This window comes from Runella zeae DSM 19591 (assembly GCF_000423565.1).
Taxonomy (GTDB): Bacteria; Bacteroidota; Bacteroidia; order Cytophagales; family Spirosomataceae; genus Runella; species Runella zeae.
The window spans coordinates 1-14,045 of the sequence record NZ_KE384045.1 but is presented as its reverse complement, the minus strand read 5'-3'; the positions used below and the strand labels follow the sequence as shown (position 1 = coordinate 14,045).

At 37.2% G+C, this 14,045-nt stretch carries 16 protein-coding genes; 4 read left to right on the top strand and 12 right to left on the bottom strand.

From position 1 onward, the window contains the following. Window positions 1-17: 17 nt before the first annotated feature. Window positions 18-1,103, bottom strand: coding sequence for an efflux RND transporter periplasmic adaptor subunit (locus G563_RS0130750; RefSeq protein WP_028668715.1), 1,086 nt, complete (start codon window positions 1,101-1,103; stop codon window positions 18-20). Window positions 1,104-1,232: 129 nt separating this feature from the next. Then, entirely contained in the window at window positions 1,233-2,480 is a 1,248-nt protein-coding gene (locus G563_RS0130745) for a TolC family protein (RefSeq protein ID WP_028668714.1), read from the bottom strand. A 134-nt stretch (window positions 2,481-2,614) separates the two neighbouring features. Here G563_RS0130745 and G563_RS0130740 point away from each other — a divergent pair, with 134 nt between their 5' ends. The 4 genes from G563_RS0130740 to cydB all read left to right on the top strand — a co-directional run bounded on the left by G563_RS0130740 (window position 2,615) and on the right by cydB (window position 7,321). After that, window positions 2,615-3,319, top strand: coding sequence for a response regulator transcription factor (locus tag G563_RS0130740; protein WP_028668713.1), 705 nt, complete (start codon window positions 2,615-2,617; stop codon window positions 3,317-3,319). Continuing rightward, window positions 3,316-4,701, top strand: a complete 1,386-nt coding sequence (locus G563_RS0130735) for a sensor histidine kinase (protein ID WP_028668712.1) — start codon at window positions 3,316-3,318, stop codon at window positions 4,699-4,701. Before G563_RS0130740 ends, G563_RS0130735 begins: the two co-directional genes overlap by 4 nt. A 206-nt stretch (window positions 4,702-4,907) precedes the next feature. Then, on the top strand, window positions 4,908-6,287 hold the full coding sequence (locus G563_RS0130730) for a cytochrome ubiquinol oxidase subunit I (RefSeq protein ID WP_028668711.1): 1,380 nt from the start codon (window positions 4,908-4,910) through the stop codon (window positions 6,285-6,287). Beyond that, window positions 6,287-7,321, top strand: a complete 1,035-nt coding sequence (gene cydB / locus G563_RS0130725; protein ID WP_028668710.1) for a cytochrome d ubiquinol oxidase subunit II — start codon at window positions 6,287-6,289, stop codon at window positions 7,319-7,321. The genes G563_RS0130730 and cydB overlap by 1 nt, the downstream gene beginning before the upstream one ends. A 701-nt stretch (window positions 7,322-8,022) precedes the next feature. Here cydB and G563_RS0130720 read toward each other — a convergent pair. The 10 genes from G563_RS0130720 to G563_RS36330 form a co-directional block, all read right to left on the bottom strand. Continuing rightward, the gene (locus tag G563_RS0130720; RefSeq protein ID WP_028668709.1) at window positions 8,023-8,508 is read right to left on the bottom strand and encodes an Imm26 family immunity protein; all 486 of its coding nucleotides are present in this window, start codon (window positions 8,506-8,508) and stop codon (window positions 8,023-8,025) included. Between the two features lie 151 nt (window positions 8,509-8,659). Next, on the bottom strand, window positions 8,660-9,100 hold the full coding sequence (locus tag G563_RS0130715) for a hypothetical protein (protein ID WP_028668708.1): 441 nt from the start codon (window positions 9,098-9,100) through the stop codon (window positions 8,660-8,662). A gap of 463 nt (window positions 9,101-9,563) precedes the next feature. Continuing rightward, entirely contained in the window at window positions 9,564-10,010 is a 447-nt protein-coding gene (locus G563_RS0130705) for an SMI1/KNR4 family protein (protein ID WP_028668706.1), read from the bottom strand. Window positions 10,011-10,046: 36 nt separating this feature from the next. Further along, window positions 10,047-10,157: an HNH/ENDO VII family nuclease gene (locus G563_RS39270; protein ID WP_510186889.1), complete on the bottom strand. Its 111-nt coding sequence runs from the start codon at window positions 10,155-10,157 to the stop codon at window positions 10,047-10,049. A gap of 30 nt (window positions 10,158-10,187) precedes the next feature. After that, window positions 10,188-10,481, bottom strand: coding sequence for a hypothetical protein (locus G563_RS0130700; RefSeq protein ID WP_157585741.1), 294 nt, complete (start codon window positions 10,479-10,481; stop codon window positions 10,188-10,190). Window positions 10,482-10,879: 398 nt separating this feature from the next. Continuing rightward, on the bottom strand, window positions 10,880-11,299 hold the full coding sequence (locus G563_RS37395) for a hypothetical protein (protein WP_051211315.1): 420 nt from the start codon (window positions 11,297-11,299) through the stop codon (window positions 10,880-10,882). A 294-nt stretch (window positions 11,300-11,593) separates the two neighbouring features. Then, window positions 11,594-12,112: a hypothetical protein gene (locus G563_RS0130680; RefSeq protein WP_028668704.1), complete on the bottom strand. Its 519-nt coding sequence runs from the start codon at window positions 12,110-12,112 to the stop codon at window positions 11,594-11,596. 2 nt (window positions 12,113-12,114) lie between these two features. Then, window positions 12,115-12,405 (bottom strand): type III secretion system effector protein, encoded by a 291-nt coding sequence (locus G563_RS0130675; RefSeq protein ID WP_028668703.1) that lies wholly within the window; start codon window positions 12,403-12,405, stop codon window positions 12,115-12,117. A 226-nt stretch (window positions 12,406-12,631) separates the two neighbouring features. Beyond that, complete coding sequence (locus G563_RS0130670; protein WP_028668702.1) at window positions 12,632-13,312, bottom strand: hypothetical protein; 681 nt, start codon at window positions 13,310-13,312, stop codon at window positions 12,632-12,634. A 424-nt stretch (window positions 13,313-13,736) separates the two neighbouring features. Continuing rightward, the coding region (locus G563_RS36330) for a transposase family protein (RefSeq protein ID WP_037328664.1) at window positions 13,737-14,045 on the bottom strand (309 nt) is incomplete at its 5' end.

Here is a 14,045-nt window from a genome sequence, read left to right as displayed (position 1 = left end):
TCAATAAGGATCTGCCTTTAATCATTTAAAGCATCATATACCAACAATTGATTTTTGGATATGACCTGTTCATCAGTTCTCAAACCTGCACGTATATACGCTATGTCATGAAGCATTTTGTAAACCTGCACTTCACGCGTCTCAATATCAGAACGATTGCGGAACACCATCACCCAGTTTTTGCTACGGTCAAAAATCACCGAACTTGCCGGAATCACTATCATCTCTCCTCCTTCGTTGAACTTGAGCGATACCGTAGCGTGCATTTCAGGCTTGAGTTTGTACCCTACATTGTTGAGTCTGATTCTCACTTTCATGGTTTTGGTGTCGGGGTCGAGTACATTATAGATTTTGTCAACGCTCCCTCTAAACAGCTCATTACCATAACTAATAGTCTGAATATCAGCTTTCATTCCTAATTTCACTTTCGGAATATCACTTTCGTTGACGTTGGCCATGACCCATACCTCGCTGATTTGACCGACGGTAAAAATCTGCTCGTCGTTGTCGGAGCGTAGCTGCATACCCGGATTCACATTTTTACTTATCACAAAACCATCAATCGGTGATTTGACCAAGTAAACGGGAGTCTTGCCGAGTCCATAAATCCGAAATACTTCTTTGATACGATTCAATTCGGCCTGCGCATTTTCGAGTTCTTTTTTGGCTGCCACCACTTCTCGTTGCGAATTGAGCTTGCTATCAAAAAGCTCCTCGGCGGTTTTAAGGTTTTTTTCGGCTACCAATACTTCCGCTTGAGCCTGAATCATTTGTCGCTCAAAATCAGCTACTTCGCCCGAACGTATCGTAGCAAGGACTTGGCCTTTGCGAACATAATCCCCTAGCTCTACGCTTACATTTTCGACATTGCCGCCCACCAACGGAAACACTTTAATGACGCGGTTTTCGTCGGCAATCACCTTCCCTACAAGGGTCAATTCGCTCCGTACCGGTTCGGTTTTTACGGTGGCAAGCTCAATACGCTTCATCATCGTATCTGATAGCATAAAGGCCTTGATTTCTTCGGCAGTAGTTTGTTTTTTGTCGCAGCCTACCAGCCAAACGCCTCCAGAAATTAGTAAAAATAAAAGGCTCTTTTTCATGAGTTAAAAAGTTCTTGTAATATGTCAGACTTTCCAAGTTTAGGTTTTGATCGAGTCGAAAACTTGGAAAGTCAGTTAGTTAGAGTTTCCAAGTTTGGATTTGATCGAGTCGAAAACTTGGAAAGTCAGTTAGTTAAAAAGTTCTTGCCCTACCATAAAATTCAATTCTTCGTATGCCTCTACGCGGTCTGATTTGAGACGATTTAGCTCTTTGATACTTTCGCTGTAAGTCTCAATCAAATCAATAAATTCTAGCAACGTCAGATTACCTTTTTGGAAGTTTTCGACCACCCCACGGTTGAGGAGTTCTAGCTGTTCGGTAAATCTCACATCTACACTTTGGACCATATTTTCTACGTATTTGACTTTTTGGAGCGCAGCCGTTACTTCATTTTTAATCAGCTGTTCTTTCTGCGTAAGTATCCCTTTTTGATACTCAATCATGCGTTTCGCTACTTTGATATTCCCTTGGTTTTTATTAAAAAAAGGCAAATCAGCCGACAGCGTCAACCCCGTATAATGATTGACATAACTCCCTGATTGGTCATAAACCGCACCCAATTTCAAATCCGGTACCGCAAGTGATTTCTGTAAGTTATAATTCAATTCGGCCTGCCGCGCCAAAGACGAAACGACCTTTAAATCACCGCGATTTTGCAATGCTAAATCGCTCAAATAAGCCACATCGTCGCTCCGCAATTGATAACGTGTCAGTTCTTCCTGACTTACAATCGGCGAAAGCGGTTTTTCCAAATGAAGAATGGTCTTCAACATTTTTTGTTTTTCGGCCAACTCAAACAAGATTTCCGTCTTGTCATTGTTGAGTTGAAAAAGCAAAGCCTTCAATCGCAGCATTTCGCGCAGCGATACATTGTTTTTTTCGTATTGTTTTTCAAAAGCCCCTACTGTATTTTGAAGATTTCGAATCTGAATTTCATAACGACTGAGGGTATTTTGGAGAAAATAAACATCAAAGAAGTGATTGCGCAGCTCGAACTTCAATACCCTCAACAAATCCATGAATTCATATTCGGTCATGCGGGCGTTTTCGAGAGTAAGGGCAACTTGCTTACTGCGCTTGCCAGCCGTAAGAAGCAGCTGCTCAATAGCAATGATTTTTTGTCCTCCTTTTCCTACATCTAGCACTCGTCTCTTGTTAGGATTATAAATATTCCATTCGGCCGAAAGCGTGGGATTGTCCCAAAGACGGGATTGTATCACTGCCGCTTGAGCCGCATCAATCCTAAAACGCTCACTTAAAAGCTGAAGGTTGTTGGTCAAAAAAAGGCTATCCACTTGCTTCAGTGAGATTCGGAGTGAATCTTGAGCAAGCCCTCGCAACGGCCACAAAAAAACTATCAAAAGAAGAATTCGCATAAGGTCGGCAATACTTTTTTGCAAAGGTGACTGCCGAAGATTAAGCTCCTATAAAGACCACCTTAAAAAAAACTAAATAGCCTATCACGAAGATGCTTATACTTTATATTTGAACAAAAAATCTATTTTTCTTTATGAAAACCGACGCCACACCCAAGAAAATCCTCATCATTGAAGACGATTTGCGCATTGCTCAACTACTCACGCGTGGCCTCACCAACAAAGGTTTTGAGACAGAAGTCTCCTATACGGGCACTCTTGGGCTACGCCGTGCGTTGGCTGTTGGTTTTGATTTAGTGATTTTAGACATCAATTTACCCGAACTAAGCGGCTATGAAGTATGTCAGCGAATTCGCGAGCAAAAACCTTCGCTCCCGATTGTGATGCTTACCGCTATGAGCGAAATCGAAGATAAAATAGAGGGCTTTGAGGCAGGAGCCGACGACTATCTCGTCAAACCTTTCGATTTTAGGGAATTGTATCATCGGGTATTGGTAGGTCTGCGCCGCAACCACTCCGAAGCCCAAGCCGTCGGCAAAGTATTGCGTATTGCCGATTTGGAAATTTTCTTAGATAGCAAGCTCGTTAAGCGAGCAGCGCAAGAAATCAACCTTACAGCCCGCGAATACGAATTTTTGGTTTATTTAGTAAAAAACAAAGGTAAAGTGGTTTCTAAAAACGATATAGCTGCCAATGTTTGGGATGTACATTTTGATACAGGAACCAATGTAATAGAAGTGTATATCAATATTTTACGCCGCAAAATCGACCGAAATTTTGAACCAAAACTCATCCATACCCGCCCCGGTTTGGGCTATTTATTGAGAGAAACACCATGAAAATCCAGACCAAAATTTCTATCCTATTTTCCCTCATTGTAGGAAGTCTGTTGGCTATTTTTTCGTTTATAGTGTATCAGATTTTTGCCGAATTTAGGGAGCAAGAATACTACGACCGCCTCAAAAGCAAGGCAATCACGACGGCCCAATTGCTCATCAAGGTAGATGAAATAGACCGTAACCTCCTCAAAATCATCGACAAAAACACCCTTACGGCCCTAATTGATGAAAAGGTACTGGTGTTTGACCAAAACAATAAACTCTTCTACAGTAGTCTCGACGACCACGTGATTCATTATGGGAATGATTTGCTCGAACGCGTAAGACGCGAAAAATACGTGGAAACTAACAGCGGCGACAACGAAGTGGTAGGGCTTATCTACGAACTTAACCAACAGAAATATATTATTTTGGCCTCTGCCTATGATAAATTTGGGCGTAGTAAAATGGAAAACCTCCGCAAAACGCTGTTTGTAGGGCTTGTATTCGGAATCGTCGTAACTATACTTTTGGGGATATTTTTTGCGGGAAAAGCCTTGGGGCCGGTCAATCAGTTTATTGTTCAAATCAGCGCGATTTCGGCCAACAACCTTACTGAACGGCTTGATGAACGAAATGGTAAAGATGAGATTGGGCTATTGGCTACGGCCTTCAACAAAATGATGTATCGCCTCGAAGAATCTTTTGAACTTCAAAAAAGTTTTGTTTCGCATGCGTCTCATGAGCTCCGAACACCCCTCGCCGCTCTCAAGTCAGAAGTCGAAATCAGCCTTGAAGAAAAACTCACTTTGGCCCAACACAAAGGTATTTTACGAAATATCAGCAAAGACATCAATCGACTTATCAACCTCACCAATAGTCTTTTACAAATTGTAAAGCCTTTTAAAACAACCCTTAGCAATGCCCAAAAAGTACGCATCGACGATGTGATTTTTCAAGCCCAAGATGATTTGCTCCTCTCCCGACCCGAATATAAAATCTTGGTAGAATACGCCCAAGACCCTGAAGATGAAAACAATATCACGGTACTTGGAGAAGAGAATCTTTTAAAGACAGTGTTTACCAACCTTATCGACAATGCCTGCAAATACTCTTCCCCTCATCAAGCGTTGGTAGTTATTGATTTTAAAAATGACATGACCATGATTAGTATCCAAGATGAAGGAATCGGAATCCCTAATGAAGACGTATCAAGCATCTTTCAACCTTTTTACCGCTCCAAAAATGTACTGTCGATTTCGGGTTTTGGGGTAGGGCTATCGGTGTGCAAAAAAATAGTTGAGATGCACCGGGGCAAAATTCATTTAACCAGTACGCCTAATCAAGGCAGTACTTTTACGGTAATTTTTCCTAATGCGAATGCTTCTAGCGATACCAAATAAAATTTTGTCCTTAAAATAAAAAAGTCACAAAAGTTTACTTTTCTTCCTCCCCAAAAGGCACAAAAGCCTAGTTGATTTTGTTAGATTTTCAGGTACCAAATGGTATCTGTCTGTGTCTTTTGCGCATCGCCCAAATTTTCCTTTCGCTGGGCAGAGTGCTTTTTTTGCTGAGCAGACTTTTAGTTCATCATACAGCGCCCCTCTTTATGAATACTGAAATACTTTCGCGCATTCAGTTTGCTTTTACGGTGGCTTTCCATTACATCTATCCTCCGCTAAGTATCGGCTTAGGAGTCGTCATGATCATCATGGAAGGTATGTACCTCCGCACGGGTCAAAAAATCTACGAGCAAATGACCCGGTTTTGGATTAAAATTTTTGCTTTGATTTTCGGGATTGGCGTAGCCACGGGGATTGTGATGGAGTTTGAATTTGGCACCAACTGGGCGGTTTATTCGCGCTATGTGGGAGATATTTTCGGAAGTGCCTTGGCCGCCGAAGGTATTTTTGCTTTTGCCCTCGAATCTGGTTTTTTGGGTATTTTGATTTTTGGTTGGAATCGGGTCAGCCCTCGCGTTCATTTCTTTTCTACGATTATGGTCGCGTTGGGGTCTATGTTTTCGGCCATTTGGATTGTAGTCGCCAACTCTTGGCAACAAACGCCTGCGGGCTTTCGAATCGAAGGCCAAGGTATGAAAGCGCGGGCTGTCATCACGGATTTTTGGGCAATGGTCTTCAATCCTTCGAGTGTTGACCGTCTTTCGCACGTCATTATCGGTTCGTTTTTAGCAGGTTCGTTTTTGGTTTTGAGCGTCAATGCTTATTATCTTCTCCGAAATCGCCATGTAGCTATCGCCAAATCAGGCTTCAAAATCGCCCTTGTGGTAGCTACGGTAGCTTCGCTATTGCAGCTTTTTACAGGGCACCGCTCCGCTGATGGAGTAGCCAAAAACCAACCTGCCAAACTAGCCGCTTTTGAAGGTCATTATGACTCCTCAGCCGTGGCTGATATGTACTTATTGGGCTGGACAGATGCCCAAGCTCAGAAAGTAAGTGGTCTCAAAATTCCGGGTGGGCTGTCGTTTTTAATCCATCAAGATTTGAAAGCTCCCGTCACGGGCTTAAACGCTTTTCCGACCGACCAACGGCCTTCCGCCAGGGCCGTCAACTTCGTGTTTCAGACCTATCACCTCATGGTAGCCATCGGTATGGCATTGATTGGGCTTTCGTTGTTGGGGATGTTTTTATGGTGGCGAGGTCGTCTTTTTGACCAAAAATGGCTCTTGCAAATATTTGCGTGGGCGGTGCTACTCCCCCAAATCGCCAATCAAGTAGGCTGGTACTCTGCCGAAGTAGGCCGACAACCGTGGGTAGTGTACGGGCTTTTGCGTACTTCCGATGCGCTTTCTCAATCACTTCGTACCGAGCAGGTTTTGTTTTCATTGATTTTGTTTACGTTGGTTTATAGCTTGCTGTTTGCGCTGTTTTTGTATTTACTCAATAAAAAAATCAAACACGGCCCCGACGATTTACACGAAGAAGTGATTCCTGATTATTCAAAACGCGACAACCCAATTCTCAACTAATGGAAACAATACTCGGACTTGATTTACCCACTTGGTGGTTTTTGGTAGTAGGTGGCGTATTTAGCGGCTACGCCATTCTCGATGGCTTCGACCTCGGAGCAGGTGCTTTACATTTGTTTTTCAAAAAAGAAGAAAGTAGGCGCATTGCCCTCAACGCCATCGGCCCCGTATGGGATGGCAACGAAGTATGGTTGGTGATTGGCGGCGGAGCCTTGTTTGCGGGCTTTCCAGTGGTATATGCTACGGTTTTCTCGGCGTTTTATGAGTTGTTTATGATTTTTTTGGTCATGCTCATTCTAAGGGCAATTTCCATAGAATTTCGTTCCAAAGAACCCATGCTTTGGTGGCGCAAGACATGGGATATTAGCTACAGTGTGTCCAGTATTTTGCTGGCTTTGGCTTTGGGTTTGGTGTTGGGAAATGTGATTCAAGGCTTTGCTATCGACCAAAACTACATTTATCGAGGTACGTTGCTCGACTACTTCAACCCTTATGCACTTCTTGTATCGGTCACTACATTGGCGTTATTTATGATGCACGGGGCTATCTATCTGGTGATGAAAACCGAAAATCGGCTTTACGCTAAACTCACTGTTTTGGCCAAAAACACGACTATCTTTTTTGTATTGATGTTTGCGATTACGTCGTTAGCCACTCTTTTGTTCATCCCTCACATGATAAACCGCTATCGCGAAGTTCCTTATATGTTTGCGTTTCCGGTTTTGGCTATTTTGGCCGTAGCCAACATTACGCGCCAAATCTCACGGCGGCGTTATTTTTACGCTTTTTTATCATCGGCTTTTGTGACGGCGATGTTGATGATTTTGGTAGCAGTAGGTCTTTTTCCCAATATCGTTCTCTCTACTATCGACCCCAACCTTCATATCACGGTTTACAATGGAGCATCGACCGACAAATCCCTTAAAATCATGCTTACTTTTGCGGCGATTGGCGTACCATTGGTGGCACTTTATACGAGTTTTGTTTTTTGGACTTTTCGAGGCAAAGTCAAACTTGATGAGACGAGTTATTGAGTAAAAAATGCCGTTTCCACCTATTTAGACAAAACTCAACCTGCCCCCACAAGAGGAGTAGGTATGTAAAATAGCGCCTCAAAAAATCGAACGCAATGGGTTAGAATTCAAATGAAAATTAGACATATTAACACTAACTTACCTATAAGCAGTTTGGACGGCTCAACATATTGCATTTACGTGGCATTTGCCAAAACTTGCTTCATCATCATCGTACCCACGTTCTTTGTAGGCAAAGATATATTTGATAACTGTGTTATCTACGACTCTGATGGTGTCAATTCTACCTTGGGTACGAAGTCCGATTAGGCACAAAGTACCCCTGTTCCACACCACCAAAGTATGGTGCTAAAAGCCATTTGTTGATCATCAGAGTTGTTGTTTACTTTTGTCTATTTATAAACGATAGTGTAAAAAAGAGTATTTGAAAAATAGTGGGATAGTCGGGAGACTTGGAGTTTATTCTTAATAAGCGACCTCATACCTTGAAAAATTGACAGAGTTTTCTTTTGAGATGATGAACTTCAGACCTGACATAGCAATAAACCTGATTACAAAAAGTTTGCTTAATGCCCATTAATACAGTATCTACTAAAGAGCGTAGCAAACAAAATTGGGCTATATTTTCCTTGAGCGAACAATTGAAATTCACCTACTTAAGGGTTGGTTTCAAGAATAAAGAAATGATTTAAACTGAAATACTATGATGAACTAGATGGTTTGTTGTATATTAAATTTGTCGGTTTTTTAGAAATATCTATTAAAAATTCATCTAAATAGTTTGGATTGAACCAGTCATCCCAGGGCAATAAAGCATAGAAAGAATTTAAAAAATCTTCTAACAAAGCTGCATCATAATGCCTTGCTCCTATCCAGTTTTTACGCCTAAACTCTTCATTAGGAAAGTTTTTTTTGGGAATTTCTATACATTTATTTCCCATCAGCTTCCAAACATCATAATCCAATTGTTCACAGCTAGAAGCCACTAATGAAATAAGATTTGGAATAGAACAAGATTGTTCAATGTTAAATTCTTCTAAGCTATTTATTACTTCGTCAAACAGCGCCACTCTAACAATATTAGGCATTTGTAAGTCTAACACTTGACCAGTTCCGTATTTGCCGTTTTTCAATGGGACTAAAAAAATATCACCAAAGCTCCATTCTTTTTTTCTAATTTTTGCCATTTTTTACTCATTTGGTCTTTCACCTATATTTCAAAGGACGTTTACATTTTTATTCTCAAAAGCGACCTCGCACTTTAAGCTGTTAGTTTATAAGTAAAATTGATAAATTATATTTTTAATAAATTTAAAAATACTTCTATTACTACAAAATTCAAATAAAGCAACTACTTTTTAAACATTTCCATAAATGGTTAAGATAAACACGCTTAACCTCTATCCATTTTTTGCCAGCCCAGCCTGGAAGTTTTAATTTGTATTCAGAATCAATTATTCCTCCCATTTTTTTTAATAAATACACAACAGATACTTCTATATAATTATTTTTTATTTGGCCAGTATATGATTCAACCCTAATACAATTTTTCATAACCTTATTATTAATTGGCATTGATTGACCCTCATATACCCAGTCCAACTCTATTAATTCCTTTTTTTTAATAGGATGTTTTATAAGTAAACATAATTCGCCGGCTTCATCTTGACCAATTTCTTCATACACTAGTTTCAGCCCTGTTATTTTATTTAAACCTTCTTCAATATCCGTTCTTGACGGATTTCTATCAAAAAAAAATACATGTCTTCTAAGCCCCATAATGTGTTTCTTATAAAAAATTATTTAAGTCGTTTTATATAATTCTCTAAACCTTTAAGAGCAAGAATTGTAGGCTTAGGTTTAAGATCTCCTGCTTTCATTACATCTTTTGCGTAACTTACACAACTATTTGTGAATACATTATATGTATCTGTACTGAGCATACTATTTGCTTTATTCATCGCATTAGTAGCTTGAGCAGAATACACTTGCGCCCCTTGCAATATTATATTTTTTAGTATCGGGGCCATTCCAAACCTTCCAAACTTACAAGCTACTCTCTACCCACATTTCAAAGGGCATTTTTAACTCAAAGCCTACGGCCTAGTTTAGGCTTTGAGGCAGGTTATAGGCACTCACCGTATCACAGACTCTCCAGTTATTTTCAGTAAGCAGTCTTTACTAGGAAGACAAAGCACAACGGTAAGCCTGTGCTTCTCAGAAGACTACAGTGAATTGAAACCTACTCTTCAATTTTCTTTTTAAGAAAATCGAAGAAATCATTTGCGTATTTATCCCCTGTTATATCACAGTAAACTGGTGCTTCTCCATTAACATCAATTTGTGATAAATCAAAATAATATATTTCCCCTTGATCATTCTCTTGTATTACTAATTGATGGATAGAAAAGCCTAAGTTCTTCCTGTTTAATTCATTCATATAAACAATATCGCCTCCTACTACTGTATCAAAATCAATTTCATAAATACTATATATTTCATTTCCGTGAATTTCCCCACCTCCATAATTTTTAAGCCACCAAATATATGAAGGCGGAAATTGAACCTTTAATCGTTCTTGCGCTCTTTTGACCCATTCATCAGAAGCCCCATTCCCAAATTCTCCAAATTGAGCTATATTCTCATTCGAAGCTATTATTTTAACAATTTCATAATATCTATTTTCCATTGTATTTTATTCTTTAAAGTCATTAGATCTATTTATTCAATAATTGCTTCTCCAAGAGTTAAATTCATCTCGTTTAATACCGGATGGAATGGTATTGGGATTTATATGTATAACCTTATGGTTTTTTTTGTGGAAAGTTTGCGTCATTTCTACCATTCCTGCACTAAATAGTTCTGATTATTTGTATGGCTTTAGATTGTCTAATAATTTTTTAGGTGGAACACCAAAGAAAGGATCAGGGCTAGGAAATGACACTGGGTTTTGTGCTCTATATTCTTTAAATTCTTCTGATGTAAATACTCTAACACCATTCTTAATCATATTTTCGATTACTTTTATACCCAACTCATTATCTTCTATAATTGTCAGGAAATAATCATTCAAATTAATGATTGTATATCTAGTATCTATTTGTACTAAGCAATACTCATCTTTTTTTGTTGTCCACAAATATTCAAAATCTTTTATCATTTTATTTATTGATTTGGGGTTTTCGGTGTTAGGTATGGAGTCTTTAAATTAAATCTCACTGGAGAGCTTTTAACAGGTAAAATTACTGATGATTTTTGAGGTGATCCTGCATTAATCAAAGATTTTAAAGCATCATAATCAAATACACTTGGCACTCTTGTTCCAGCTGGATGAGTATGACTAATCCAAATAATATTATTTCCTACAGGTATTTCAGCACTATTTACGTTCCCTGAATATAAAAAATATTGCCCCTACCTCCCCTTTCCCAAGTTCGTAGATTTGAGCAAATTCTACATTATGCTGCTCAGATATTTCTAGCATAGCTTCGTTTGATAATCGCTTATTTCCTAAAGCGGTACTTTTATATCTTAAAACACCAAAACAAATTGGGGATATTAAGCGTTAAACCATTCTTCAAAATATGCTTTTTGCTTCTCAGGCGTAACTATTCTTTCCTCCAAACATTCTTGAAATATGTCTACCAAGTCCGATTGAGCAACAGCTTTGCCAAATGTAAGTTGATAAGCTAATAGTCCTTTATTCATTTGACGCCTCATTCCAGAAGGGTATACGTCTTCTCGTGCGCCATTGCACAAGATTAACCAATTTAACTCTGAAAAAACATTTCTAATATCTATAAGGCAATCAAATAAATTACTGCGTTCTTTAGAATAAAATTTTTTACCAAATGCATCTATCTCAATCAGTGTTTTTCCATCGCAATAAATCCAAGCGTTCAAATGACCTTTTTGGTAGACACCAATATCATTTTTAATCTTGACATCTCGGTTTAATTCTTTTACAATGTCTTGCATTAATTTTAAGATTTAAAGTTATAATTTTTGATAAATAACCCGTTAAATTTGTTATTTATTCTTACTTTATAAACACCCATAACATCTTAAGAAAAAAAATCATCTTCTCATAACCACGGGCTTTTAGGTTGTACCAATCAAGCCCTAAATCCTTAATTTTTTCACGGTCAAGGTACTGCCATTGATGCTTAGCATCACCCTGTACCTCAATCCCCCCCCAAATTCCAACCCCAAGCAGCTACAGGCTACTTTTTACTTACATTTCAAAGAACATTTTAACTCAAAGCCTGCGGCCTAGTTTAGGCTTTTTTGTTTATAATTATTGATATTTAATGAAGAATATGAATCATAAAAGTAAAAGGTCTTGACTTCTTTCCCTCGTATCACTTGGGTAATAAAAGTTCGATAACCCCCTAAAATTTTATGTTTATCTATTGTGGTTGTATCGAACTGTTCTACATTAGTTTTATAACGATTATTCCATAAATTGTAATTTAGAACCGTATCTTTAAAGGTTTCATATTCTCTTTCATATTCATAAACTACATTTCTTTTTGAAGTCCATATATTACCCCAAACTTCTAAACTTGGCTCGCCAATTCGTTCAATCAAAAATAATGTATCACAAGGAAAAATTGTTTTAGAATATTTTGATAATATATCGTCCCTTGTCCATTTTGCACTGTCAGCAAAACCTTTGCCAACCACATTTTGCTTTTTAAAAATATTCGTTGATACAACACTTTTTTGTGTTTGACAAGCAACAACTATTACTATAAAAAGTATAATTATATTTGAACAATCGCTTTTCATTTCTATCTGTATTTAATCTTTGGATAAATTAAACTTCTCCCTTTTTTGTCAATTATTGGGTTTAATGGATCAGGTACAAACACCTTAGGTGATATTTCTAGAACCCCATAATGTATTCTCAAAGGAAGTCCATTTTCAGACCTAAATTGACTTTCACGATGAGTTGAGTATTTCTCTGCTTCTAAATAGTTGAGTGTACCCATCCAAGTTTTATTTTTATTCAGCTTACCTTTTAAATAGTCTTCTGTATGAGCTAATTCATCTCCTAAACTTATATAAGAGGGTGAGGACATTTTTAACTCAAAGCCTGCGGCCTAGTTTGGGCTTTAATGCAAGTTCAAGGTTTAAACTTATATCCCTTAGAGCACCTTCGACGGACTGGCAAAACCTTCCCAAACACACTCTTAACTCTTAACCAAGACACAATTCTTACAAAATATGAATCGAATCAAGTGAAAAATCATATGAACACAACACCGAACCTTCTATATATCTCAATATTTTATAAAATAGATTATTTTATTCGAAATACTCATTTTCTAAGGCTGAAAAATATTTTTCTTTGTCAATATTATCAAAATCAATTTTTTGCATAAAGTATTGATCTTGATAATACCAACAGTGATATAATGTATGAAAATTTCTTACATTTCCAATAGGAATTTGAGCAGATTTTCCATTTTTAAGAATAAACAATGAATCACTTTGTATTTTAAGAAAAATAGTTTTTAAGCTAGCAATCTGAGTTACTCCCTTTGTCAGCACTTTATTGTATTTTATTGTAAATTTTTTATTTTTTAAAAATACACTTTGGCGATTAGGTATTTTTATGTTCATATAAATGCTACTATCTACGCTCATATTAACGACTACTGTATCATTTTCAATTTCACCTATCCAAGTTGGCATATCACTCTGTATTTTTACTTGAATACTACTATTACTTTTCCGGTCTATAATTTTTAAATATTGTTCAGCACAATCATCTATCTCATCACAGTTAATAATAATACAGACTATGTTGTTATTAGGATATATTTGGTATACTTTTTTTTCGTTGAGAGGAGAGCAGTCAGCACAAGAAGTCAGCCAGTAAAAAGAGCCAATAAATAAATAAAAATTATTTTTTAGTACCATTATAATAAATTTTTTCAAAATATCAATAAATCCATTTTTCGTTGTTATACCTTCATATCCCATTCTTTGGAAAAGGTTTGAAGGACCTCGTTCTCCATAAGTTGATTAAAGTATCCGCGTTCTACACCACCATGCTATGGAGATAAAAAGCGATTTTTTGATCATCAGAGTTGTTTTTCAATTTTCTTTATTTATAAATTATAGTGTAAAAATAGTATTAGAAAACACTGAGTTAACTTTAATTATATTCGTATTTCTTGCTCAATTGTAACGTTGGCATATCTTGTAAAATCATGAGTAAAACATCGACACTCTTATTTAATAACTATACTTTATTTATCATTTTCTAATCATTTTTTTATGCGAAAAATTACTAATTATTGTTTTCTAATAACTCCTGTATTAGCTCTATTATATCATTATCTGACTCAAAAATTAATCTAGTTTTGAGATATTCTTTATAATAGAGTTGTTTTCTTGTTGATTACTAACAAGTTATCTTTTTCTTAAAGTCGATTTTGAAGTTCCAAAGGCCTGCGCATAATTCAATACTTTCATCAAATTTTTCCTTAGATTTTCCTCTATACTTGTTAATTAAAATATGATAACGTTTTATTCCTGCAATTGCATTTTCTACAAAAACTCGCTTTTTACTAATAGACTTGTTGTAGTTTTTTTGCTCTAATGTTAAGCTTGGATAAGGATTTTTTTTGCTTTTTTTGGGCTTTTTAAATGGAATCTTTAAAGACAAAAATTTGTATTCTTTCTGAATACCAAGATAACCTAAATCAACATA

Coding starts and splice junctions, on each gene's coding strand:
- G563_RS0130750 (WP_028668715.1), bottom strand. CDS start 1,103: ATGAAAAAGAGCCTTTTATTTTTACTAATTTCTGGAGGCGTTTGGCTG.
- G563_RS0130745 (WP_028668714.1), bottom strand. CDS start 2,480: ATGCGAATTCTTCTTTTGATAGTTTTTTTGTGGCCGTTGCGAGGGCTT.
- G563_RS0130740 (WP_028668713.1), top strand. CDS start 2,615: ATGAAAACCGACGCCACACCCAAGAAAATCCTCATCATTGAAGACGAT.
- G563_RS0130735 (WP_028668712.1), top strand. CDS start 3,316: ATGAAAATCCAGACCAAAATTTCTATCCTATTTTCCCTCATTGTAGGA.
- G563_RS0130730 (WP_028668711.1), top strand. CDS start 4,908: ATGAATACTGAAATACTTTCGCGCATTCAGTTTGCTTTTACGGTGGCT.
- cydB (WP_028668710.1), top strand. CDS start 6,287: ATGGAAACAATACTCGGACTTGATTTACCCACTTGGTGGTTTTTGGTA.
- G563_RS0130720 (WP_028668709.1), bottom strand. CDS start 8,508: ATGGCAAAAATTAGAAAAAAAGAATGGAGCTTTGGTGATATTTTTTTA.
- G563_RS0130715 (WP_028668708.1), bottom strand. CDS start 9,100: ATGGGGCTTAGAAGACATGTATTTTTTTTTGATAGAAATCCGTCAAGA.
- G563_RS0130705 (WP_028668706.1), bottom strand. CDS start 10,010: ATGGAAAATAGATATTATGAAATTGTTAAAATAATAGCTTCGAATGAG.
- G563_RS39270 (WP_510186889.1), bottom strand. CDS start 10,157: ATGACGCAAACTTTCCACAAAAAAAACCATAAGGTTATACATATAAAT.
- G563_RS0130700 (WP_157585741.1), bottom strand. CDS start 10,481: ATGATAAAAGATTTTGAATATTTGTGGACAACAAAAAAAGATGAGTAT.
- G563_RS37395 (WP_051211315.1), bottom strand. CDS start 11,299: ATGCAAGACATTGTAAAAGAATTAAACCGAGATGTCAAGATTAAAAAT.
- G563_RS0130680 (WP_028668704.1), bottom strand. CDS start 12,112: ATGAAAAGCGATTGTTCAAATATAATTATACTTTTTATAGTAATAGTT.
- G563_RS0130675 (WP_028668703.1), bottom strand. CDS start 12,405: ATGTCCTCACCCTCTTATATAAGTTTAGGAGATGAATTAGCTCATACA.
- G563_RS0130670 (WP_028668702.1), bottom strand. CDS start 13,312: ATGGGATATGAAGGTATAACAACGAAAAATGGATTTATTGATATTTTG.